The sequence below is a fragment of the Jannaschia sp. R86511 genome, assembly GCF_042466345.1.
Taxonomy (GTDB): domain Bacteria; phylum Actinomycetota; class Actinomycetes; order Actinomycetales; family JBBAYJ01; genus Aquipuribacter.
Genome location: NZ_JAXHCD010000001.1, coordinates 1,429,484 through 1,452,464, shown reverse-complemented (window position 1 = coordinate 1,452,464; position 22,981 = coordinate 1,429,484). Strand labels below are relative to the sequence as shown.

At 76.9% G+C, this 22,981-nt stretch carries 16 protein-coding genes; 2 read left to right on the top strand and 14 right to left on the bottom strand.

Annotated elements, in window-relative coordinates; all coding sequences use genetic code 11:
* Positions 1 to 26 precede the first annotated feature (26 nt).
* Positions 27 to 983 (top strand): GGDEF domain-containing protein, encoded by a 957-nt coding sequence (locus tag SJY06_RS07030; RefSeq protein WP_380166013.1) that lies wholly within the window; start codon positions 27 to 29, stop codon positions 981 to 983.
* A 9-nt stretch (positions 984 to 992) separates the two neighbouring features.
* Here the strand turns inward: SJY06_RS07030 and SJY06_RS07025 are convergent, their stop codons facing one another.
* From SJY06_RS07025 to SJY06_RS06995, 7 genes are read right to left on the bottom strand one after another with little or no spacing between them, the layout of a single operon-like run.
* A complete protein-coding gene (locus tag SJY06_RS07025) occupies positions 993 to 2,360 on the bottom strand; it encodes a hypothetical protein (RefSeq protein WP_380166012.1) in 1,368 nt (455 codons plus the stop codon).
* A complete protein-coding gene (locus tag SJY06_RS07020) occupies positions 2,357 to 3,211 on the bottom strand; it encodes a YveK family protein (RefSeq protein WP_380166010.1) in 855 nt (284 codons plus the stop codon). Before SJY06_RS07020 ends, SJY06_RS07025 begins: the two co-directional genes overlap by 4 nt.
* Positions 3,201 to 4,277, bottom strand: coding sequence for a glycosyltransferase family 2 protein (locus SJY06_RS07015; protein ID WP_380166008.1), 1,077 nt, complete (start codon positions 4,275 to 4,277; stop codon positions 3,201 to 3,203). Before SJY06_RS07015 ends, SJY06_RS07020 begins: the two co-directional genes overlap by 11 nt.
* The gene (locus tag SJY06_RS07010) at positions 4,274 to 5,446 is read right to left on the bottom strand and encodes a glycosyltransferase (RefSeq protein ID WP_380166006.1); all 1,173 of its coding nucleotides are present in this window, start codon (positions 5,444 to 5,446) and stop codon (positions 4,274 to 4,276) included. The genes SJY06_RS07015 and SJY06_RS07010 overlap by 4 nt, the downstream gene beginning before the upstream one ends.
* Positions 5,439 to 6,548: a glycosyltransferase family 2 protein gene (locus SJY06_RS07005; protein WP_380166004.1), complete on the bottom strand. Its 1,110-nt coding sequence runs from the start codon at positions 6,546 to 6,548 to the stop codon at positions 5,439 to 5,441. The genes SJY06_RS07010 and SJY06_RS07005 overlap by 8 nt, the downstream gene beginning before the upstream one ends.
* Complete coding sequence (locus tag SJY06_RS07000) at positions 6,545 to 7,717, bottom strand: glycosyltransferase family 4 protein (RefSeq protein ID WP_380166002.1); 1,173 nt, start codon at positions 7,715 to 7,717, stop codon at positions 6,545 to 6,547. Before SJY06_RS07000 ends, SJY06_RS07005 begins: the two co-directional genes overlap by 4 nt.
* A 14-nt stretch (positions 7,718 to 7,731) precedes the next feature.
* The gene (locus SJY06_RS06995; RefSeq protein ID WP_380166000.1) at positions 7,732 to 8,967 is read right to left on the bottom strand and encodes a hypothetical protein; all 1,236 of its coding nucleotides are present in this window, start codon (positions 8,965 to 8,967) and stop codon (positions 7,732 to 7,734) included.
* Positions 8,968 to 9,173: 206 nt separating this feature from the next.
* On the opposite strand from SJY06_RS06995, the gene SJY06_RS06990 reads away from it, so the two are divergent.
* Entirely contained in the window at positions 9,174 to 11,177 is a 2,004-nt protein-coding gene (locus SJY06_RS06990) for a glycosyl hydrolase (protein WP_380165998.1), read from the top strand.
* A gap of 1,208 nt (positions 11,178 to 12,385) precedes the next feature.
* On the opposite strand, the gene SJY06_RS06985 is transcribed toward SJY06_RS06990, so the two are convergent.
* From SJY06_RS06985 to SJY06_RS06955, 7 genes are all read right to left on the bottom strand, one after another.
* Entirely contained in the window at positions 12,386 to 13,852 is a 1,467-nt protein-coding gene (locus SJY06_RS06985; protein ID WP_380165996.1) for a sugar transferase, read from the bottom strand.
* A gap of 314 nt (positions 13,853 to 14,166) precedes the next feature.
* A complete protein-coding gene (locus SJY06_RS06980; RefSeq protein ID WP_380165994.1) occupies positions 14,167 to 16,002 on the bottom strand; it encodes an alkaline phosphatase D family protein in 1,836 nt (611 codons plus the stop codon).
* Positions 16,003 to 16,087: 85 nt separating this feature from the next.
* The gene (locus tag SJY06_RS06975; RefSeq protein WP_380165992.1) at positions 16,088 to 16,384 is read right to left on the bottom strand and encodes a DUF1330 domain-containing protein; all 297 of its coding nucleotides are present in this window, start codon (positions 16,382 to 16,384) and stop codon (positions 16,088 to 16,090) included.
* Between the two features lie 55 nt (positions 16,385 to 16,439).
* Positions 16,440 to 17,165 (bottom strand): hypothetical protein, encoded by a 726-nt coding sequence (locus SJY06_RS06970; protein WP_380165990.1) that lies wholly within the window; start codon positions 17,163 to 17,165, stop codon positions 16,440 to 16,442.
* A 35-nt stretch (positions 17,166 to 17,200) separates the two neighbouring features.
* The gene (locus tag SJY06_RS06965; protein WP_380165988.1) at positions 17,201 to 18,034 is read right to left on the bottom strand and encodes a PhzF family phenazine biosynthesis protein; all 834 of its coding nucleotides are present in this window, start codon (positions 18,032 to 18,034) and stop codon (positions 17,201 to 17,203) included.
* Between the two features lie 59 nt (positions 18,035 to 18,093).
* Entirely contained in the window at positions 18,094 to 21,507 is a 3,414-nt protein-coding gene (locus tag SJY06_RS06960; RefSeq protein ID WP_380165986.1) for an AAA family ATPase, read from the bottom strand.
* Positions 21,507 to 22,889 carry an exonuclease SbcCD subunit D gene (locus tag SJY06_RS06955; RefSeq protein WP_380165984.1) on the bottom strand — a complete coding sequence of 461 codons (1,383 nt, stop codon included), beginning with the start codon at positions 22,887 to 22,889 and terminating at the stop codon, positions 21,507 to 21,509. Before SJY06_RS06955 ends, SJY06_RS06960 begins: the two co-directional genes overlap by 1 nt.
* Between the last annotated feature and the right edge of the window lie 92 nt (positions 22,890 to 22,981).

Sequence of the window (22,981 nt, the reverse complement as noted above, 5' to 3'; positions counted from 1 at the left end):
GGCGCCGGGCACCCGATGACCCGGACGTGGACCCAGGGCCCCGCGTCGAGCTGCTCCGCGTGCAGCCGCAGCCCCGTGCCGTGCCGGCCGGGGTGGACCTCGGTGCTGCCGTCGTGTCGGCCACCACCGCCCTGGTCTGCGTCGTGGGCACCGACGGCCGGGTGCTCATGGCCAACCCCGCCCTGCTGGCCGTCACCGGCTGGAGCGAGGCCGAGGTCGTCGGCCGGTTGTTCTGGGAGACCCTGGTCGTGCCCGAGGACGCCGAGCCGGCGCAGGACTGCGTGGCCCGGGCCGTGCTGGACGGTGAGGCACCGCCGCAGGAGGGCGACTGGCTGGACCGCTGGGGCGGACGCCGCCGGGTCGCCATGACCAACGGGGTGCTGCAGGACGACCTCGGCCGGGTGTACGCCGTGGTGTTCCTCGGCGTCGACGTCACGGCGCGGCGCCGGGCGGAGGAGCAGCTGCGGCACCGGGCGGCCTGCGACACCCTGACCGGGCTGCCCAACCGGGACACGCTGCGGCGGGCGCTGGCCGAGGAGCTGGCCGACCCGCGCTCCCCCGGCTGCGGCGTCCTGTTCTGCGACCTCGACGGGTTCAAGGCGGCCAACGACACCCACGGCCACGAGGTCGGTGACCTGCTGCTGCGCGCCGTCGGCGACCGGCTGCTCGCGGCCACCGGCGCCACCGACGTGGTCGCCCGGTACGGCGGGGACGAGTTCGTCGTGCTGTGCCGGGGCGCCGACGCGTTGCTCACCCACCAGGTCCGCCTGGGCGTCGAGGCCGCCGTGCACGCACCGTTCGACACCCCGCAGGGCCTGGTGCACCTGGGGGTCAGCGTGGGCACCGCCGTCGGTCGGCACGGCGAGGACGTCGACCGGCTCATCGCCCTGGCCGACCGCCACATGTACGGCGTCAAGACGCGCCGCCGCGGGGAGCAGGACCGCCGCGGCGCCCCCCGCGCGGCGGGCGCGGCCTCGGCCTGAGGCCGGGCCTCAGCCCCCGTCCCGGTCGTCGAGGCCGTCCAGGCCGTCCAGGTCGTCCAGCCAGCGGTCGAGCGCCGGTCGGGACAGCGCCGGGACCGCCGGGACCGCGGCCTCCGGCCGGACGCGGCTGCGGGTGCGCAGCGGCTCCCGCGCCGGCGCGGCGGCCTCGGGCGGATCCTCGGTCGGGTCCCAGGGCCGCAGCAGGTGGACGAACAGCACGGTGGCCAGCGCCAGGGTCACCTGCAGCAGCGCGGCGTTCAGCACCAGGTAGCCGACCAGCAGGGCGAGGGTCCACGGGCGCTCGCCCCCGCCGGCCAGCACCGACCAGAGCAGGAACAGCAGGAACAGCGCCGTGCCCACACCGCCGTACTCCAGCAGCAGCTTGGGCACGACGGGGGCGAGCAGGCCCTGCGCCTCACCGGCGGTGAACTCCCCGGCCGCCCCGGCCCCCCGCCCCAGCAGCGTGGTCGCGGGGTCGGCCAGCCAGCGCGGCAGCAGCTCGCCGTAGGGCTCGACCACGCGCAGGCTCAGGCTGGAGCCCTCGTTGCCGCCCTCCGTCAGCCGGGTGGCGAAGCGGGCGGCGACCGGGGTCGCCAGCGCCACCAGGACGGCAGCCGTCACCGGCAGCACCAGCGCCCGCAGGTGGCCCCGTCGGGGGCCCAGGGCCAGGACCAGCACCCCCAGCAGCAGGATGACCACCCCGTTGCCGGCCAGGGTGGGGACCAGCCCCACCAGCAGCAGGCCGACGACGAGGCTGGAGCGCCCCAGGTGCAGGGCGACGACGGCGGCCAGGCCCAGGAAGTACGACACGAACGAGGGCTCGAGGAACAGCACGCCGTTGACCCGGTAGATCGACGAGCCGTACGACAGCGGGTCACCGGTGTTGTAGCCCTGCACGAGGAACGGCTGCGGCACCACCCGCGCCAGCCAGTCCTCGTGCGCCACCCCCAGGTACTGCACGGCGGCCTGGGCGCTGCAGACCAGCGCGACGACGACCATCAGGGTGACGAACGCCGACAGCACCCGGTCCACCTCGGCCCGGGGCAGGTCGGTCGGTCGGACCGCGACGGCCAGGTACAGCGACAGCAGCAGCAGGTAGGAGAACAGGGACGGCGACAGCCCGCGGGCCAGGGCCAGCAGGGTCAGCACGGTGGCCGCGGCCATGGCCAGCGAGTACAGCCGGGTACGGGTCCGGTCCAGGCGCAGGCTCCCGCCCAGCAGGCCCCACCCCAGCACGGCCAGGGCCAGCGGCAGCGACAGCGGCAGCTGGGCCCCGCCCCCGCCCAGCGGCAGGGCCAGCCGCTGGGTCAGCACCACCACCAGCACCAGCACCAGCAGCAGGCGCCCGCTGCCGGCCCCCGGCCCGGGGGGGCTCACGACCGGGGGCTGGCCGTGGTGCCCGGCGTCCGGTCGGCCGGCTCGTCCTCGGACCTGGTACGCCGGACCGGTCGACGCTCGCCGGTCGAGGCGACCCAGCCCCGCCCGAGCGCGATCAGCACCCCCAGCACCAGGCCCAGCACGGCGCCCAGCGCCAGCCCGACCGTGCCGCCGGGCGAGCTCGGGGCCTCCGGCGCCGTCGCCGCGGACAGCACGCTCGCCTGGCCCGCGTACAGCTCGGCGGCGCTGCGCAGCCGGGACTCCTGCTGCGTCAGCTCGGCGATCTGGCCGGCGAAGGCGGCGACCCGCGGGTCCTCCTGCTCCGGCTCCGCCGGCTCGGGCAGGTCGGCCAGCTGCTCCTGCAGCGCCTCGAGGGTCCCGGCGACGGCGTCGGCCTGGGCCAGCAGCGGGGTGGCCCCGGTGCTGCGCTCCCGCTCCAGGTAGGCCTCCGTCACGGCCGTGGCCAGCTCCTGGGCCTGCTCCGCCGTTCCCGCCTCGGCCGAGATGACCAGCACGTTGCTGTCCTGCTCGACCGTCACCGTCACGTCCTCGCGCACCTCGCGCGCCGTGGTCCCGACCTGCTCGGCCGCCCCGGCGGTGACGGCGTCGCTGCGGACGACCTCGACCTGGGTGTTGAGGGTCCGGGCCACGTCCCCGCCACCGCTCTGCACCCCGGTCAGCGCGGCGCTCGGGTCGGTGGTGGAGACCAGCAGCGTGGTCGAGGCGGTCCAGCGCTCCGGTGCCTGCGACAGCGCCAGGCCGAGCACCGTCGCCCCCGCCACGACGCACAGCAGGACCACCCACCAGGAGCGGAGGAGGGCGAGCAGGGGGTCGAAGCGCTCAGCGGGCACGGTCCACCGCCCCCGTCGGGCGCGGGCCGCGCAAGGGCCCGGCGGCCCCCTGCCGGGCGAAGCGCAGCAGGCCGACCAGCAGCCCCGCGCCCCACGACAGGTGCACGGTGGCCGGCACCGTGGCCGCCCGCAGCGCCGAGGCCCCGTCGGCCCGCCCGGCCCGGGCCCCCAGCACCGCGGTGGCCGCGAGGTACCCGGCCCCCAGCAGCGCCGTGACCCGCGGGCTGACGAGCCAGCCCAGCAGCAGCGTGAGCACGACGGCGGGCGGTGCGAGCTGCCGCACCCGCAGCGACCGCGGGTGCAGGTGCAGGGTCAGGCCCTTGTAGTAGCCGTAGCGCCACATCTGGGTGGCCAGCGCCGCCGGGTCGCGCCGCACGTACCAGGTGCTGGTGGCCGCCGGCTCCAGCCAGACCGGGCCACCGGTCGCGGCCACCCGGACGTCCATCTCGAAGTCCTCGTTGGCGTGCAGCCGGGTGTCCCAGCCCCCGGCCGCGACCAGCCGCTCCCGCCGGTAGCAGCCCGAGAACACGTGGACGATGGGACCGGCCCCGCCGCCGACGCGGTGCCGGGCCCCGCCCAGCCCGACCGGGCGCGACAGCACCGCGGCGATGGCGCGGCCCCACGCCCCGGTGCCCGCGGTGGCCATGGCCCCGCCGACCCCGCCGACCTCGGGGTGGGCCTGCAGGAACGCGACCACCCGCTCGAGGTAGTCCGGGGCGTAGTCGGCGTGGGTGTCCATCCGGGCGACCACGTCCCCGGTGGCCCGGTCCAGGGCCACGTTGAGCGCCGCCGGCACGACCCGGTCCGGGTTGTCCACCACGACCAGGGTGGGGTCCGCGGCCGCCTGCTCGGCCAACCACTCGCGGCTGCCGTCGGTGGACATGCCGTCGGCGACCACCACCTCGTCCGGCGTCAGGGTCTGCGCGCGCAGCATCCGCATCACCGCGGGCCAGCGGGCCAGCTCGTCGCGGGCCGGGACGATGACGGTGACCCGCGGCACCGCGGGCAACCCTCCGGCGTCCACCGCCGCCCCGGTCGCGGGGCCTGTCTGGGGGGTGGCGCTCACGTCGGTCCTCCCGGCTCGTCGGTCATCAGGTCCAGCAGCGGCCGGGTGGCGGCCGCCCAGGAGTGGTCGGTGCCCACCGCGTCGACCCCCGCGGCCCCGAGCCTGGCACGCTCGTCGTCGTCGGACAGCAGCCGCAGCAGCTCCTCGGCCATGCCGGCCGGGTCGTCGGCCACGACCACGCCCCGACCGACGAGGTCCTCCAGGCCCTCGACGCCGACCGTGGTCGACACCACGGGACGGGCGTGGGCCAGCGCCTCCATGATCTTCAGCCGGGAGCCGCCGCCGGCCAGCAGCGGGGCGACGGCCAGCATGCTGCGGCCGTACCAGGGCCCGAGGTCGGCCACCGTGCCCGTGACCTCGACCGTGGCCCCGGCCAGCGCCTGCACGGCGGGCGCGGGGTTGCGCCCCACGAGCAGCAGCCGCGCGTCGGGGCGGCGGGCCACGACCCGCGGCCAGACCTGCTCGGCGAACCAGACCGCCGCGTCCACGTTGGGGGCCCACGACATCAGCGCGACGAAGCAGACGCAGGGCTCGGCGGCGGGCGGCAGCGGCGTGGGGGCGTCCCAGGCGTTGGGCACGACGACCACCGGCGCGGTCGCCGTACCGGTCGGGGCCAGCGCCTCCAGCCGGTCGCCGTCGCCCCGGCTGGCCACGGCGACCACGTCCGCGCCGCGCCGCGAGCGCCGCTCGAGCCGTCGCAGCGCCAGCGTCTCCAGCCGCAGGACGACCCGGCGCCAGCCCCGCTGCGAGCGGGCGTACCGCTCGGTGAGCGAGGACTCGACGTTGTGCATGTCCAGGACGGTGGCGCGCGCGCCCGCCCGACGGGCCAGGGGCATCAGCTGCACGTGCTCCACCACCAGCACGTCGGCCCCGCTCGCGGTCTCGTCCCGCACCAGGCGCTCCAGGCCCCGGCTGAAGAACCGGGCCGAGGTGATGGAGCGGCTGCGCAGCAGGCCGAGCAGCAGGTCGGGCACCCGACGCCGGCGGGGCAGGCTGCGCACCGTGATGCCCTCGGCCTCCAGGCCGGCGGCGTCCTCGTCCGGGCCCGCGTAGGCGCAGACGGCGACCTCGCCGTGCTCGCGCAGGGCCCGGACGACGCCGAGCGTCCGGCGCTTGTCCCCGCTGTTGGGCGGCCAGGGCACGAACTTGGCCACCACGACGCTACGCACGTCGCCCCCCGGGCCGCAGGACGCCCGGCCCGGCCGCGCGCAGCCGCCGCAGCGCCGAGACCGCGGCCCGCAGCGCCGCCGGCCGGCGGGAGGGGTCCCGCCGGCTCTCGACGAGGACCGTGCGCCAGGCCGGCACGGGCAGCAGGAGCAGGCCCGCCCAGACGGCGAGGGCCAGCACCTGGCCCCGGGGCAGGCCGGAGCGCGCCAGCCGGGCCACCAGGGCCACGGCGTCGGGCAGCAGCCACCACCGGCCCTGCAGGGCGGCGACCATGAGCCGCCGCTCGAGCACGTAGGCGGGGCGCCGGTCGCCGAAGGGCGGCCGGTCCCGGTCGAGCAGGGCGCACACCTGCTGCCAGCGCCGCTCGAACCAGTCGACCTCGCCCTGCAGCCGCTCCGGCGTGGGCCGGAACCACTGGCTGTGGTTGGCCCCGTGCACGCGGTACCGCGCCAGCGGGCGCTCCAGGCACACGATCGTCCCGCCGAGGTGGGGCAGCACCAGGGTGGCGGGGCCGTCGATGAAGTCCCTCGGGTCCAGCGCCGCACGGTCCAGGCCGAGCAGCACGTCCCGGCGGTACACGTTGCCGCTGGTCGGCGGGCAGGTGTAGAAGCCGAGCACGGCGTTGTCCCGCGCCATGGCCCGCTCGTCGTAGCCGGCGCGCGTGGTGGGGAACACCGAGCCGGTGGGGGTGCCGGCCGCGTCGACGGCCTGCAGCGGGAACTGCACCTTCACGGGGCGTCCGACCAGCGCGCCCGCCAGCTGCGCCGTGGCGCCGGGCACGGCGAGGTCGTCGGCGTCGAGGAACCAGACGTAGTCGGTGTCGACCCGGTCCAGCCCGGTCAGGCAGGCCGCCAGCTGGCCGGCGTTGGTCTGCTCGACGACCTCGACCCGCTCGCCGTAGGACCGCGCCACCGCGACCGAGCCGTCGCTGGAGCCGTCGTCGACGACCACGACCCGCTGCAACGGCGGGTCCTGGGCCAGCAGGCTGTCCAGGGCCGCCCCCAGGTAGGCCTCGTAGTTGTAGGTCGGGACCACGGCGGCCAGCGTGGGGCCCCCGGTGCGCGAGGTCGGGACGACCGCGGCGGTGGGGCCGGCCGCGCTCACGCGCGGGCCCCCGCCGTCGGGCCGCCGGCGCGCTCGCCCGGCCGCCCGGCGCGGGCGGTGAAGACCTCCTCGTAGCCGTCGAGCATGCGCTCGACGGTGAACGTCCGGGCCAGCGCACGTCCCGCGGTGGCCAGCCGCACCCGGCGGGCGTCGTCGCCGAGCAGGTCCAGCACCGCCCGGGCCAGGTGCTCCGACGTCGGGGGGACCACCCGGGCGTCCACCCCGTCGCTCAGGTGGTCGCCGCCGAAGGCGGTGCCGGTGGTGACGGCCGCGCAGCCGAACGCCATGGCCTCCGGCAGGGCCAGACCGAAGCCCTCCGACAGCGACGGGAACAGGAAGACGCCGGCCCGGCCCAGCAGCCGGGCGTGCTCCTCGCGGCTGACCCGCCCCAGCACCGTCACGGCGTCGCGGTCCTCCGGGGCGAAGGCCGCCCGCACCTGCTCCGCGGGCCGACCGGTGCCCCCGACGGTCAGCCGGGCCCCGGGCCGCTCGCGGCGCACGGCCCGGAAGGCCGCCGGCACGTAGTAGGCGCCCTTGCGGGCCTCCCAGGTGGCGAACCACAGCAGGTGGTCGGCCTCGTGCTGCGCGGGGTCGGGGGCCCCCTCGGCCGCGCGCAGCAGCTCCGGGTGCACCGCGGCCGGCACCAGGGCCAGGTCCAGGTCGCCCAGCTCCCGCAGGGTGCCCAGGTCGCGCAGGTTCTGCACCACGGTCACGTCGGCCGAGCGGGCGCCGGCCAGGTCCCAGCGGACCTGGAACGGGCCGGTGAGCAGCCGGTTCGCCGGCCCGGAGCGGTGGTGGCCCAGCTCGGCCTCGACCAGGGCCGCGACGTGGTCGTGCACCGTCAGACCGTGGACGTGGTTGACCAGCAACGGCCGCCGCGGCTCGGACCGCAGCCGACGGAAGAGCGGGTGAGCCGTGCCGGACGACGCCATGACCACGTCGTGGCCCGCCGGGTCCCAGGCCGCGGCGGCGCGGCTGAGCAGCCGGGGCAGGACCGTGCGCCGGGCGAGCAGGCCGAGCCGCCGGTCCCGCGGCAGGCCGATGTCCTCCTGGTGCGTGAGGGTCACCTGGTGGCCCCGCCCTCGCAGGCCGTCGGCCAGCAGGTGGTAGACGCGGGAAGCCCCGCCGTCGGGGTCGTCGGGCACGTGGGACAGGAGCAGGACCTTCACCGGGGAGGAGCCTTTCACGAGGTGGTCGGCGCTGAGGTGGTCGGCGTCGAGGTGGTCGGCATGGGGGCGCGGCCGAGGCGTGCCGCGCGCAGCAGCAGCCACCACGCCGGGACGATGGACAGGGCGGCCGCGGTGGCCAGGCCCCAGGCGGCTCCGGTCTCGGCGTAGCGCCAGGCGCCCAGGACCGACAGCACGATCACCAGCGGCCCCAGCATGGCACTGACCCAGAACGCGTAGCTCGCGCGGGCCAGCGCCCGCATCACGGCGGTGGCGCCCACCGTGGCGCCGATGCAGGCGGTGAAGGCCACCAGGCCGGGCAGGGCCTCGCGGGCGGCCCCCCAGGTCTCGCCGAGCAGCTGCTCCCCCACCGGGTCGGGCAGCAGCAGCAGGACGGCCCCCCAGGCCAGGTCCACCACGACCAGGACCCCGCTCAGGACGAGGGCCACCACGGTGTGCCCGCGCCGGGACAGGTCGTGCCGCACGATCTCGGGCACCGCGAAGGAGCTGAGCGCGAAGCCGACGATGTTCAGCGGCCCGAGCAGGGTCTGCGCCGCGCGGATGGCGCCCACGGTCTCCACCGAGGCGACGGCGGCCATGGCCACGAAGGCCACCTGCGTCGCCCCGAGGATGGCCACGGCGTTGGCCACCGACGGCACGGCGACGTCGCGGTGGTCCACGACGAACGCCCGGGTGGCGCCCAGGGCGGGCACGGCCCGGGCCTGCCGGACGCCCCACGCGGCGGCGACGGCGGCCGACGCACCCCAGGCGAGGACGTACCAGTAGGCCTGCCCGACCGAGAGCAGCAGGAGCACGCTGATGAGCACCGCCTGCAGCACCGTCCACAGCAGGTCGTTGGCGAAGGCCTGCTTCGGCTCGCCGCGCGAGACGAACACCGTCCGCCAGGTGTCCTGCAGCATCAGGGCCGGCAGCAGGACCCCGGTGGCCAGCAGCACCTGGTTGAGCGGCAGACCCAGCGGCAGGGCCACGGCGGCGACCAGGACGGCCGAGACCAGGCCGAGCACGACGGACGTCCCGGCCGCCGCGGCGGCCACCCGGGTGCGTTCGGCCCCGGTCGCCGCGGAGTAGCGGATCATGACGACCTGGCCCGACACGGCCTGCGAGACCGCGACGGCCAGCGTGTAGACCGAGAACGCGAGCGCGAAGGCGCCGTACTCGGTCGGTGACACCGTCCGGGCGACGACGATGCTCAGCGCGGCGTTGGCCAGGCTCGACACGGCCTGGTCGGCCATGATCCAGCCCGCCCGGCCCCCGAGGGCACGACCGCGACGGACCGGCGCCTCGGGCGAGCCGGGAGGAGTGTGGTCACTCACAGAGCGTCACCGCACATTGACGTAGAGTGCTGAGCCGCCCGGGTGACCCGGCCGGTCCCGACTCCGGGGCCACGCCGGGTGGTCGATGACACAGGCGACCTGCCTCCTCCTCCTGCGAGGTCATCGTGCGCCGCTCGTCCCCGACCGTCCTGCTGCTCGTCCTGTCCCTGCTGCTCCTCCTGCTGCCCGCTCCGGCGGCGGCTCCCAGCAGCGGCGTCTCGTGGTCGCCCACCGCGACCTGGTCCTGGACCGAGCGGCCCCTGGCCGGCACGGCCGGACCGGACCAGAGCGCGCAGGCCGTGGTCACCGGCGCGACGACCGCCACCCGCAACGGCGGCTTCGTGCTGCGGCGCGCCCAGGACGGCGACCGGGCGCTGGTGAGCTTCTCCGGCACGCGCTACCAGGTCCGCACCGTGGTCGACGGCCGCGAGCAGCTGCTCCTCGACCGGTCGTTCACGCCCGGCGGCGACGGCGCGGCCGAGGTGCAGCTGGTCGGCAGCACCCTGACGGCCTCCTGGTCGGGGCGGGTGGTCGGCACCGACACCCTGCCGGCCCTGGGCCGCCTGACCGGCACCGGCACCGGGCTGCTGGCCTGGCAGGACCGGGCCGCGGTGCGCTTCGAGCGGGCGTCCGCCGGCCCGGCCACGGGTCCCGGGCCGGCCCCGGGTCCCGGGCCGGCCCCGGCGCCCGGGCCGGCCCCGGCGCCCGGCGGACCGGTCGGGGGCTCGCCGGCCCAGCCCGAGGGCGTGACCTGGTCCTCGCCCACCGCCTGGCGCTGGGTGCAGCGCGACCTGCCCGGCACGACGACCCGCGACCAGTTCGCCGAGGCGGCCATCAGCGGGGCCACCACGGCCGGGCGCAACGGGGCCTTCGTGCTGCGCCGCAGCGCCGACGGCGACCACGTCCTGGTCAGCTTCTCCGGCACCCGCTACCAGGTGCGCACCACGGTCGACGGCCGCGAGACGCTCGTCCTGGACGAGCCGTACCGGCCCGAGGGCGTGGGGGCCGCCCGGGTGCAGCTGCAGGGAGACCGGCTCACCGCCCACTGGGGCGGTCAGCTGGTCTCCAGCCGGACCCTGACCGCCCTGGACGGGCTCACCGGCACCGGCACGGGCGTCGCGGTCTGGCAGGACTCGCCCGCCGCCGTGACCATCGCCCACGCCGTGACCGGTGGCCTGCCCGGCCCGCAGGCACCCGGCGGAGGGGTCCCGACGAGCCCGCGGCCCACCGACCCCGCCCCGACCGGTCGCTGGGCCTCCGGCGCGTCGGGCGACGGCGTCGCCGACGGCGGCTTCGGGACCTGGCGCGGCCGGGACGTGGAGGTCGCCGGCACCTGGAACGACAACTGGGCCTCCCAGCCGTACCAGTGGTCGCTGCGGCCCGGCTTCGAGTACGGCGAGTGGCAGCAGGACCTGGACGTGGCGGTCGGCGGGATCTACAAGGACCGGGGCGAGAGCTGGGCCGCCGCGGCGACGGGGGCCTACGACGCCCGCTGGCGCCTGGCCCTCACCAACCTGGACGAGGCCTGGGGCGACCGGCCGGGCACGCTGTACATCCGCTTCGCCCACGAGTTCAACGGCGACTGGTACCCCTGGTCGGTGACGGGGGCCGAGGCCGCGGACTTCGTGCGCGCCTGGAAGCGGTTCCGCGCCCTGCAGCTGCAGGTGGCGCCGGAGCACCAGCTCGTCTTCTGCCCCAACGTCGAGACCTCCAACGGCAACGCGCTGGACTGGCGTGCCGCCTTCCCGGGGGCCGAGCACGTCGACGTCCTTTCGGTCGACGTCTACAACCAGTACCCGTTCACGCGGACCGCGGCCGAGTTCGCCGACGTCGCCGCTCGGGTGGACGGGCGCGGGGCGCCGGCGGGCCTGGAGAGCCACCGGGCCCACGCCGGCTCGGTCGGCCTGCCCTTCGCGGTCTCGGAGTGGGCGAGCAACGGCGAGCTGGGCGACTCCCCGGTGTTCGTCGCCGAGCTGCACCGCTGGCTCGGCCGGCACGGCGGGACCGGCGCCGGGCAGGTGCTGTACGAGGTGTACTTCAACGTGGGGTCCTACGGCGGCGGCAAGTTCCAGCTGCACCCGGCCACGCGGCAGCCGGCCGCCCGGACGGAGTACGCGCGGCTGTGGTGAGCGGCGCCGGGGCGCAGCCGCACCCGGGGCCCTCACCAGAAGCTCCCGGTAGACCGCGGCGGACTCGGGCATGCGGGTGTCGGGGTACAGGCCGAACTGGCCGTCGCCGAACTCCTGCACGTTGAAGTGGACCTCGTAGACCAGCTCACCGGGCCCGTCACCGGCGTTGCTCGCGAAGAACTCGTTCATCCGGGTCATGAACACGGGTGAGTCGCCCATGTCGGCGTTGTTGGACCACTCGTTGACCGAGAACGGCAGGCCCACCTCGGCGGCGAACTCGGCGTGGCGCTGCAGGCCCCGCGGGGCCCCCCACTCGTCCCGCTCGAGCACCGCCGCGTCCCACTCCTGGACCGTGCCCACCCAGGGGTACTGGTTGTAGTGGTCGACCCCGAGCAGGTCGACGTGCTGGGCGCCGGGGAACGTCTCCCGCCAGTCCACCCCGCTGCCCACCGACTGGCTGTTGACCGAGAACACCAGCTCGGCCTCCGGCATGTGCTCCAGCTGCAGCGCGCGGTAGCGGCGCCACGAGGTGACGAAGTCCTCGGCGCTGCCGGCGTCGACGGCCCAGTCGTACCAGTCGCCGTTGGACTCGTGGGCGAAGCGCACGTACGTCGTGCCCAGCCCCTCGCGCAGCCCGGCCAGCTCGCGCAGCGACTCGGCCCAGCGGGCGTCGTAGGCGCCGGCGGCGGCCTCGGCCCAGGTCTCGTCCGGCCCGATGGCGCCCACCGCGATGTCCATGTCGCCCGCCCAGCCGTGCAGCGGCCCGCCGGGCTGCAGCTCGTACAGCGCGACCATGGCGTCGTTGGTGTCGGCCCAGGTGCCGACCACCGCGACCTCGCTGCCCCGCCACTCGGCCAGGCTGCCGTCGAACACCTGGGTGCCCGCGGCGCCGGAGTCCCACCCGGGGCCGGGGGCGGGAGCGGCGTCGGGCGCAGGGTCGGACCCGGGCGCTGGGTCGGGGTCGGACTCGAGGTCGGACTCGGCGTCGGGCGCAGGGTCGGACTCGGGCGCGGGGTCGGGGTCGGGGTCGGGCGCTGGGTCGGACTCGGCGGGGTCGGGCGAGGCGTCGGGGGCAGGCGCGGGCGCAGGCGCGCTGGCGGTGCCCACGGGGTCGGTGGACGGCGTCGGCGCCGCTGCGGGGGCCCCGGTGCAGCCGGCGAGGGCCAGGAGGACGGCGACGGCGAGGGCGGGGACGACTGCGGGCCGGCTCATGACCCCTTCGCCCGGACCACCTCGGAGACCGTGCGCAGGATGACCTTGACGTCGCCCCACAGCGACCAGTTCTCGATGTAGTAGTTGTCGTAGCGCGCCCGCAGGCTGATCGAGGTGTCGCCGCCCCGCAGCCCGCTGACCTGGGCCATGCCGGTGAGCCCCACGGGCACCCGGTGCCGGTCGGCGTAGGGCGGGAACTCGCGGGAGAACTGCTCGGCGAAGACCGGGCGCTCCGGGCGCGGGCCCACCACCGTCATCTGCCCGCGCAGGATGTTCCACAGCTGCGGCAGCTCGTCCAGCGAGGTCCGGCGCAGGAACGCGCCCACCCGGGTGACGCGGGGGTCGCCGTGGGCGCTCCAGCTGCCGGCGTCACCGGGGGCCGTCGGGCGCATGGAGCGGAACTTCAGCAGCTCGAACAGCTGACCGTCCTGGCCCACCCGCTCCTGACGGAAGAGCACGCCGGGTCCCGTGGTCCGCACGGCGACCGCGCAGGCCAGCAGCACCGGTGCCAGCACCAGCAGCGCCAGCAGGCTGGACACGACGTCGAAGCCACGCTTGGCGGCCGGCGCGAAGCCGCGGCGCGACGGCCGGCGGACCCGGATCACGGGGATGGCCCCGACGTGGTCCTTGACGCCCTTGACGCTCATCACCTCGTACAGCCGCGGCACGACGAACAGCGTGCAGCTGCTGGCGCCCGGCGCCCTCAGCGCGGCGGCCACCTGCTGGTCCCGGGTGTGACCGAAGGTGACGAGCAGGACCGTCACGTCCTGCTCGGCGACGACCGCCTCCAGGTCGGCCACCCGGCCGAGGTGGCCGACGCCCTGGACGTCGACCTCGGCGTGCCGGCCCTCGTCGACGTACCCGACCGGCAGCAGGCCGAGCTCGGCGTGCCGGGACAGCAGTCCCACCAGCTCACCGGCCACGACCCCACCTCCGACGACCAGGCAGCGGTGCTGGACCACGCCGGCCAGCCGGGCGTGCCGGATGACGCCGTAGGTGACGGCCCGGCTGAGCAGCAGCAGCAGCGTCCCCCAGCCGACCACCACCAGGAAGTCGACGAGGTTCGCCCGCTGCACCACGACCAGCAGCACGCCCGCGACCGCGACGGCGGTGAGCCGGGCGCCGGCCATGGCGGGCACGTCGTCCAGCAGCGACCACTGCAGCCGCGGCCGGTACAGCGCGGAGCCGGCGAACAGCACGACGGTCAGCACCGTGGACAGCAGCACCCACAGCCGGGCGTCGGGCAGGACGAGCATCGGCAGGCTCATCGCCGTCAGGTCGCCACCGCCCAGCAGCACGGCGCTGCGCCGCCGGGCCGTGGCCCGGACCAGCCCGGGCCGCGTCCGCCGGGTGGCCAGGGGCTCGTCGGCTCTCGCCGGGGCCTGCGGCCGGGGCAGCGGCTCGACCGTGCGTCCGCGCGCCGCCGACCGGGTCCCCTCGGGCTGGTGCTGCACCACGCTCACTCGTCCCCCCTGTTGTGCTCCTGCGGCCGGACGGCCGGGCGTCCGGACCCACCGGTGGCGGGTCGCACGGGACGTCGGTCGACGCTGTCCGCGCGACGACGCTGCCGGCCTGATCCGCGCTGCAGCGCCCCGAACCGCTACCCGCCCGTGGTCGGACGGGTGCACGCGGACGAGGCGTTCCCCCTGAGGAGCCCCGTGGCCGCAGCGCGCGGACCCCGGGATCAGTCGTTGATGATTGCAGCAACAGGTCCGCCCCTGTCAACCGGGTCGGGTCGGACCACCGCCCGGGCGTGGCCGCCGCCGGAGCCCGCCCCTCAGCCGCGCGGCGACCGCTGCGCCCGCGGCCGGCCCGACGCGGCCCGCGGCTCGTCCGACCGGGGTCCGAGCGCCGCGACGGGTCCGTCGACCCGGCGGCTGCCCTTGAGCGAGACCCACGACGACTCGTGGCCGACGGTGGCGTCGGGGTCCAGGCGGGGGTCGACGGCGAGGCCCTTGTCGCCGTCGCTGCGGATGTACCAGAAGTCGGTCTGCACCCGCTCGGGCGTGACGTCCAGGACGGCGAACCCGTGCCCGATCCCCTCCAGGTGCGCCACCCACGGGTTGGCGGCCTGGAACGCCCGGGTGACGACGGCCGCCGTCGCGGCGCTGCCGCCGAGGACCTCCTTGAACCCGTCGCTGGTCACCGACGGGCAGACGAACTCCACCCCTACCGACGTGGACCGGTCGACGCCGTAGGCCGTCGGGTCGCTCGGCAGGTCGTTGGCCCAGGAGGAGTGGATGTCACCGGTCAGGACGACGGGGTCGGTGCCTCCCGAGGCCGCCATCGCCCGGAGCACGGCCGCCTGGTCGGCCTGGTAGCCGTCCCACTGGTCGGTGTTGAACACGGCGCCGGCCACGGCCCCCGGCACCGCGAGCACCCGGGCGAAGACGGTCTGGTTGCCGATCAGGTGCCACCGGGTGCGCCCGGCGGTGAGGCCGTCGGTGAGCCAGGCCAGCTGCTCCGGCTCCACCAGGTGGCGCTCCGGGGAGGTGAGCGCCGGGTTCGGGGCGCCGGCGACGACGGCCGGGACCTGCTGGCTGCGGTTCTGCCGGGTGTCCACCACCGACAGCTCGGCCAGGTCGCCGAAGCGGAAGCGTCGGAAGAACTGGGTGCCGGCGTGCGGGGCCGGCTGGTAGGTGGCGGGGTCGCGGACCGGCATCCACTCCAGGTACGCCCGGAAGGCCTCGGCCCGCCGGGCCAGGAACTCGCCCTCCGCGCGGACGCCGGCGGGTCCGCCCGGGCCGGTGTAGTCGGTGTCGGGGTCGTCCTGCTCGTCGTGGTTCTCCGCCCCGGTGTCGAAGGCGTCGTTGGTGATCTCGTGGTCGTCGAAGATCGTGACCCAGGGGTGGCGGGCGTGGGCGGCCTGCAGGTCCGGGTCGGTCTTGTACAGCGCGTGACGCAGCCGGTAGTCCTGCAGCGTCACGGTCTCGGTGCCCGGGTCGTGGTCCCGCACCCCCACCAGCCCGACGGGGCCGTAGCGGTCGGCGTCGTTGCCGTACTCGTAGACGTAGTCGCCGAGGTGGAGCACGAGGTCGAGGTCGTCGCGCTCGGCCAGGCCCCGGTAGGCCGTGAAGTACCCGCCGGTGAAGTTGCTGCACGACACGAACGCGAGCCGCAGGGCGTGCGTGACCCCCGCCTCGTCGGGGGAGGTCTGCGTGCGCCCGACCGGCGACGTCTCGCCCAGTGCCGTGAAGCGGTAGTGGTAGCGCGTGTAGGGCGTCAGGTCGGTGACGACCACCTTGACCGTGTGGTCGTCGCGGGCCTCTGTCCGCACCCGGCCCCGACGCAGCACCGTCGTGAACCCCTCGTCGGCCGCGACCTCCCAGGTCACGGTGGTGGGACGCCCCAGCCCGCTGCCCGGGAGCGCGGCCGGCTCCGGCGTGACCCGGGTCCAGATCAGCACCTCGGTGGCGGTCGGGTCCCCGCTGGCCACGCCGAACCCGAAGACCCCGGTGGCGGCCACCTCCGCCACGGCCGCGCTCGCCCGGGCGGACAGCGACGGCAGCAGGGCGGCCGAGGCCGCGACCGCCCCGGCGCCGCGCAGGACGCTCCGTCGACCGGGCGAGCCGGAGGTGGTCAGTGGGTGGGCGCCGAGGCCCTCGTCCGTCATGGGCGGGACGCTAGGCGTGCCCGGCGTACGCAGGGCGACCGGGACGTGAACGTCCGGTGCCCGGCGCGCGGGAGCTCCGGGCGCCCTACTGCTGCAGGGCGGGCACGACCCGGATGTCGCGGACCGCGCCGTCGCCCAGGGCGGCCAAGGCCGCCTGGTAGGCGTCGCTGCGGTAGGCCGCCACCGCCGCCTCCACGCTGTCGAACGCGATCAGGGCCGTGCGCTCGGTCACCCCGGCCTCGAAGGCCGCGGCGGCCGCGCCGCGGGCCACGAAGCGTCCCCCGGCCGCGGCGATGGCGGGCCCGGCCAGGCGGACGTAGGCGTCGACCTTGGTCTGGTCGCGGACCTCGCGGACGGTGTTGACCCAGTAGGCGCCAGTCATGACCCCATCCTGGCCCAGCCGGCGACCCGTCCCGTCCCGGGCCGGGAGGTCCCGGTCAGGGCAGGGTCAGGCTGCCCCAGGCCTCGTCGAGCGAGGCGTCCGCCGCGGCCTCGTCGGCTCCCGTGGCCACGAAGCCGAGCAGCGAGTCCTCCACGACGAGCAGGCGACCCGACAGCCAGGTGTCCGTGGTCTCGTCGAGGCCGCCGATCTCGGTGCCGGCCAGGTCGCCGAGCCGGAAGGGCTCCTCGCGCTCGCTGCCCTCGGCGAAGGTCGCCGCCCCGAGCGCACCCGACGAGGCCTGCGCCAGCAGCTCCTCCGGCGGCACCGAGGACGCGACGTCCTCGGGGAACGACTGGTACAGCGCGAGCAGGCTGCCGTCCGGGACCGCGTACAGCTCGATGTCCAGGCCCTCGATGCCCGTGTCGGGCACGTCCTGCGCGGCGGCGTCCTCGGGCAGGGCGAACGTGGTGCCCGACCCGGGGTCGATGACCTGCCAGCCGTCGGGCACCGCTCCGGTCGGCTCCGCCGGCGGCTCCCCGGCCGAGGCCGACGCGTCGGGCGCGGACGGCTCGGGCGCGGACGGCTCGGGTGCGGACGGCTCGGCCGAGGCCGGGTCGGACGCGGCGTCGGTGGCCGGGTCCGGGCTGGGCGCCGGTGCGGCGGCGGTCGTGGCCGGCGCGTCGGCGTCGCCGTCCCCGCCGCAGCCGGTCAGGACCAGCAGCCCGGCCAGGGCCAGCGGTGCGAGCGCGCGTGCGGACGTGTGTGACTCCCCCGTGGTCATGCGCGCGACCCTAACCCAGGCCCCCGCCGGGTCGCTCAGACCCGCAGGTCGACCTCCATGGTGGTGACGGCCCGGCCGGACACCCGCACCACGGGCTCGTCGCCGCCGTCGTCCAGCTCGACGTCCAGCACGCCCCCGCGCTGGGACAGCTGGGAGGCGCGGAACCGGGTGACGCCGAGCTCCTGGCACCAGTAGTGGGCCAGAGTCGAGTGGGCCGACCCGGTGACCGGGTCCTCGTCGATGCCGAGCGCGGGGGCGAAGTAGCGGCTGAGGACGTCGACGCCCTTGGCCCGGGCGGTCTCGTCGGCCAGGGCCGTGGCGATGACCCCGCCCAGCGGCAGCCCGGCCAGCTTGCGCAGGTTCAGCTGCATGTCGCGCAGGTCGAGCGGGTCCACCAGCACCAGCGCGTTGCGCTGCAGGGCCTCGGACTGCCCGGTGAAGCCGATGAGCTGGTGGCTGACGAAGCCCATGGCCTGCTCGAACCCCTCCGGCGCCCGGGTGTCGACCACGGGGACCAGCGGCAGGCTGATCGTCACCGAGCCGGGCACCCCCTCGGCCCGCAGCCAGCCGGACATGGTGCGGAACGACATCGGACCGGTCTGCAGCCCCTGCTCCAGCAGCCAGTGGGCCGTGGCGAGCGTGGCGTGACCGCACAGCTCGACCTCGACCTCGGGCGTGAACCAGCGCAGCCGGTACTGGGAGTCCCCCAGCGGGGACACGAACGCGGTCTCCGACAGCCCGAACTCCGCCGCGACCGACTGCATCCACTCCGGCGAGGGCAGCGGCGCGTCGACCGGCAGCATCACCACGGCCGCCGGGTTGCCGGCGAACGCCCGGTCGGTGAACGCGTCGACGACTGCAGCCCGCATGGCGGGAATCGTCGCAGCCCGGGCGGCCCCTTGTCAGGGAGGCCGCGCCGCGGGTCGGCTCAGCCGGTGCTCACCTGGACGGTGCTGCCGTGTCGGCCGTGCGTGACGTGGACCTGGCGCGGCAGGCGCTGCTGGAGCTCGCCGACGTGGCTGACGACGCCCACCATCCGGCCGTGCTCCTGCAGCTGGTCGAGCACGTCCATGGCCCGGTCGAGGCTGTCGGCGTCCAGGGTGCCGAAGCCCTCGTCCACGAACAGGGCGTCGATACGTGCGCCACCGGCCTCGGCCGTGACGACGTCGGCCAGGCCCAGCGCCAGGGCGAGGCTGGCCAGGAACGTCTCGCCGCCCGACAGCGTCCCGGCCGGCCGCTGCCGTCCGGTCCAGGCGTCGAGCACGGCCAGGCCGAGACCGGCCCGGCGGCGCCGGTCCTCACCGGTCTCGACGTGCACCAGCGCGTAGCGGCCGTCGCTCATGCCGTCGAGGCGCTGGTTGGCGGCCTGCACCACCTGCTCCAGGTGGGCCGCGAGCACGTAGGTCGACAGCGGTATGCCCTTGTCGTTGCTGCCGCTGCACAGGTCGGCCAGGTCACGCGCCGCCTGCGCCCGGGAGCGCAGCGGTCCGGTGCGGCGCTCGACGTCGACCAGGCGGGGCACCGCGGCCTGCAGCCCGTCCAGGACGGTCCGGGCCCGCTCGAGCGCCCCGTCGGCGTCGCGCCGGGCGGCCTCCGCCTGCTCCAGCCGGTCCCGCAGCACCCGTCGCCGCTCGACGGCGACCGTGAGCGCCTGCTCGGCGGCGTCGAGGTGGGCGTCGAGGTCGGCGTCGAGGTCGGCGTCGGCGGGCTGGTCGTCGGACCGGACCGGGGCGTCGAACAGGTTGGGGGCGTCGAACAGGATCGGGGCGTCGGCCAGGTCCGGGGTCCCGGGCAGGTCCGGGGTCCCGGGCAGGTCCGGGGTCCCGGGGTCGGCGGTCCGGGCCAGCGCGTCCCGCAGCTCGACCAGCCGCAGGCGGGTGGCGTGCAGGTCCCGCTCGTGGGCGGCCACCGCGCGGCGGGTGTCGTCCCGCCAGGACCTGGACCGGGCCGCCTGCGCGGCCAGCCCGCTGTCGGGCCAGCCGGCCGCCGTCGCCGCGTCGTGCGCGGCCAGACGAGTGCGGTCGACCTCGCGCAGCAGCGCCGCCCAGCCGGCGACGGCGTCGGCCGCGGTCTGCACGAGCCCGTGCCGGTCGACCGCGGCCCGGGCCTGGCCGGCCCAGCGGTCCGCCAGGCCCTCGTCGCGGGCCTCGCCGTCGTGGGCCTCGCCGTCGTGGGCTGCTCCGTCGTGGGCCGGCAGGTCCAACGCCTCGCGCAGCTGGGCGGTGAGGTCACCGACCTGCTGCTCCAGCGTGTCGAGGGCCGCGACGAGGCCGTGGTGCTGCCGGGCAGCGGTGGCCCGGGCCTCGCCCAGCTCGGCCTGCTCCTCCCGCAACCGGTCGAGGTCCGCCGCGAGGCCGGCCGCCTGCTCGGCCGCCGCCCGCGCCCGGGTCGCCCGGGCCGAGGCGGCCTCGAGCCGGTCGGTGAGCGCCCGCTGCAGCCCGACGATCAGGTCGTCCTGCGGTGCCACGTGGTCCAGCTCGGTGAGCCCGGGGACGACCACGTCGTCACCGACCTCGCCCAGCAGTGCGGCGTGGCTGCCGTCGCGGCGGGCCCGCAGGCGCGCCACCTCGGCCCCCGTGGCCGCGACGCGGGCCTCGGCGTCGGCCAGACCGGAGCGCGCCCGGTCCTCCTGCTCGCCGGTGACGACCGGCCCGTCGCCCGCGGCCGGGGCCGGGTGCTCGGTGGCGCCGCAGACCCCGCAGGGCCGACCGGCGACCAGGGTGGCGGCCAGCTCTGCGGACATCCCGTCCAGGCGGGCCCGCCGCAGGTCGTCCAGGGCCTGCTCGGCGTCCCGGCGGGCCTGCCGCGCCAGCAGGTCCTCGCGTTCGGCACCGGCCAGGTCACCCACGTGGCCGGCCAGGTCGTGGCCGTGCCGGACCAGCCGGGTCCAGCTACCGACGTCCGTCTCGGCGGTGGCCAGCCCGGCGGCGGCGTCGCGGGCGCCGGCCAGCTCCGTGGCCAGGGCGTCCAACCGGGGCGGCAGGTCGACGGCGCGGGCCTCTACCGCCAGCAGGACCCGACCGGCCGCGTCCCGCTCGGCCCCGCGCTTCGTGACCTCCTGCCGCAGGGTCCCGAGACGGGCGACGTCCCGGCCCAGCGCCTCGAGCCGGGCGCTGTCGGCCGCCACCTGCTCCAGCAGACCGTCCACGCGCTCGAGCAGGCCCTCGACGACGATCCGGGCCGCCTCGACCGAGGCCGGGTCGTCCGGTCCCGCCGCGACCGTCCGGTCGAGCAGCGCCACAAGGTCCGTGCCGCCCAGCAGGTCCGTGCCGCCCAGCAGCGGGCGCAGCGACTCGTCCTGCGGCAGCGCCGTCAGGGCGACGGACGCCTCGTCGGCGTGCCGGCGGGCCTGCTCGAGCACCGCCAGGTGGGCCCGGTGCAGGGCCACCACCTCGGCGGCCCGGTCTGCCTCGTCCAGGGCCCGGGCCTGCTCGGCGACGGCCGGGGCCTGCTCCAGCAACCCCCGACGGGTGCCCGCCAGGTCGACGAGGTCGGTGAGCAGCCGGGTCCGGGTGACCGCCGCCTCATGCCCCGCCCGGGCCTCCTCCACGGCCAGGTCGGCCTGCTGCGCGGCCCCGGCCGCGACCCCGACCCGGTCCCGGGTGGCCCGCAGCAGCCCGTCCGCCCACCCCGGCAGGTCGTCCGCGGGCGGCTCGTCGAGGCCGGCGTGGGCGGCGACCCGGGCCGCGGCCTGCGCCAGGTCGGCCTCGGCGTCGGCCAGCTCGGCGCGGGCCCGGTCCCGCCGGGTGCGCAGGTGCTGCTCGACCGCGACGAACCGGCTCGTCTCGAACAGGGCGCGCAGCACGTCGGCCCGTTCGTCGTCCTTGGCCCGCAGGAAGCGGGCGAAGTCGCCCTGCGGCAGCAGGACGACCTGCACGAACTGCTCGTGGGTCATGCCGACGAGCCCGGCCAGCTCGCTGTTGGCCTCCTGGACCCCCGACCAGCGCGCCTGGCACTGGTCGTCGTCCAGGGCCGTCAGGTCCCGGGCCACCCGGACGGTCACCCCCGCCTTGTCGGTGGTGCAGCCCGTCCCCCGGGTGCGCGGGCGCCGCTGGTCGGGCCAGCGCACGACGTGCACGGCCCGCCCCGCGACGGTGGCCCACAGCTCGACGGACGTGCGTACGCCATCGGCGGCGTGGTCGCTGCGCAGCTGCTTGAGCCCGCGCGAGCCCGGCACCTTGCCGAACAGGGCGTAGCCGACGGCGTCCAGCAGCGACGTCTTGCCCGCGCCGGTGGCCCCCCGCAGCAGGAACGGACCCGCCCCGCTCACCTCGTCCAGGTCGAGGTCCACGGTGCCGGGGAACGGCCCGAACGCCGTGAGCCGCAGCCGGTGCGGACGCATCAGGCCGCGCCCGGGCGACCGGAGGCCGCCCCGTCCGACCCGGTCCCGCGGGACCGGGAGGCCGGCTGCGGGTCGGCGAGCACATCCTCGTCGTCCACGAGGGCCAGCTCGGCCAGCACCCGCTCGTCGGCCTCGGCGGAGACGGCCCGGAAGGCGGCCTGCAGCGTCGTGCGCTCGGCCGCCGTCGCCTCGGTGCCGCGCACGTGCGCCACGAAACCGACGGCGACCGCGGTGTCGTCGGCCGCCGCGGCCAGCCGCCGCGCGTACGGCAGCTCGGGCACCCGGCCCTGCGGCGCCCACTCCAGGGCCACCGCGTGCGGGAAGCGGGTCTGCAGCCGGCGCATGGCGTCGGCCGGGCGGGCCGCGTCGGTCAGCACGGCCTTGACGTGGTCGGCCTCGACACCGCCGTGGGCAGGGTCGCTGAGCAGCTGCTCCAGCATGCCGCTCAGCTGGGACAGCCTGCGGTGGACCGGCGCGGGGACGCGCTGCACCGTGACGGCGCCGGCCGCGTCCAGGTCCACCAGCCAGCTGCCCTTGGCCTGGTGCCGCTCGGAGAACGAGAACGCCACCGGCGACCCGCTGTACCGCAGCGTCTCCGACAGCACCTGCGGGCCGTGCAGGTGCCCCAGGGCGGTGTAGCCGAACCCGGCGAAGGCGTCGGTGGCCACCCGGTCCACCGTGCCGACCCTGGCCCCACCGCCCCGGTCGTCGCGCCCGCCGTCGGGCGCAGCAGCGGGCGTACCACCGGGCGGGGCGGTGCAGCAGCCGATCTCGCGCTCGCTGTCCGAGCGGTCCTGCGGACGGACCCCGGCCACCCAGGTGTGGGCCAGGACCACCGTCCGGCGCCGACCGGCCGACCGGGCCTCGGCGGCGGCCAGGGCCGCCGCCCGCGACACCACGCCCTCCTGGCTGCGCGGCACCCGCTCCACCGGGTCCGCACCGGGCTGCGACGCGCGGGCGAGCGTGCCGGCGGTGGTGGTCGGCTCCAGGAACGGCAGCGGGTAGAAGGCCACCGGGCCGTGGGCGTCGTGGAGCACGACGGGCTCGGCCACCCGTGCGGGGTCGCACCGCACGTGCACGCCGGCCTTCGCGAGGAGCCCGGCGTGCGCCCCGAGCCGGTGCGGGGAGTCGTGGTTGCCGCTGGAGACCACCACGGCCGCCCCGGCCGCCGTCACCTCGGCCAGCGCACGGTCCCACGTGGCCAGGGCCTCCACGGGCGGGATCGCGCGGTCGAACACGTCACCGGCCACCAGGACCACGTCCACCCGCTCGCTGCGGACCACCTCGACGACGTGGTCGACCCACGCCTCGTGGGCGTCGGTCAGGTCGGCGCCGTGCAGGCGGCGGCCGAGGTGCCAGTCGGAGGTGTGGAGCAGGCGCATGTCGTCGACGCTATGGCGGGGCCGGGACACAACCCGGGAGGCGCGGCTGGCCGGGGGCCCCCGCGCGAAGCCCGGCACCCCCGGGCCGCGGG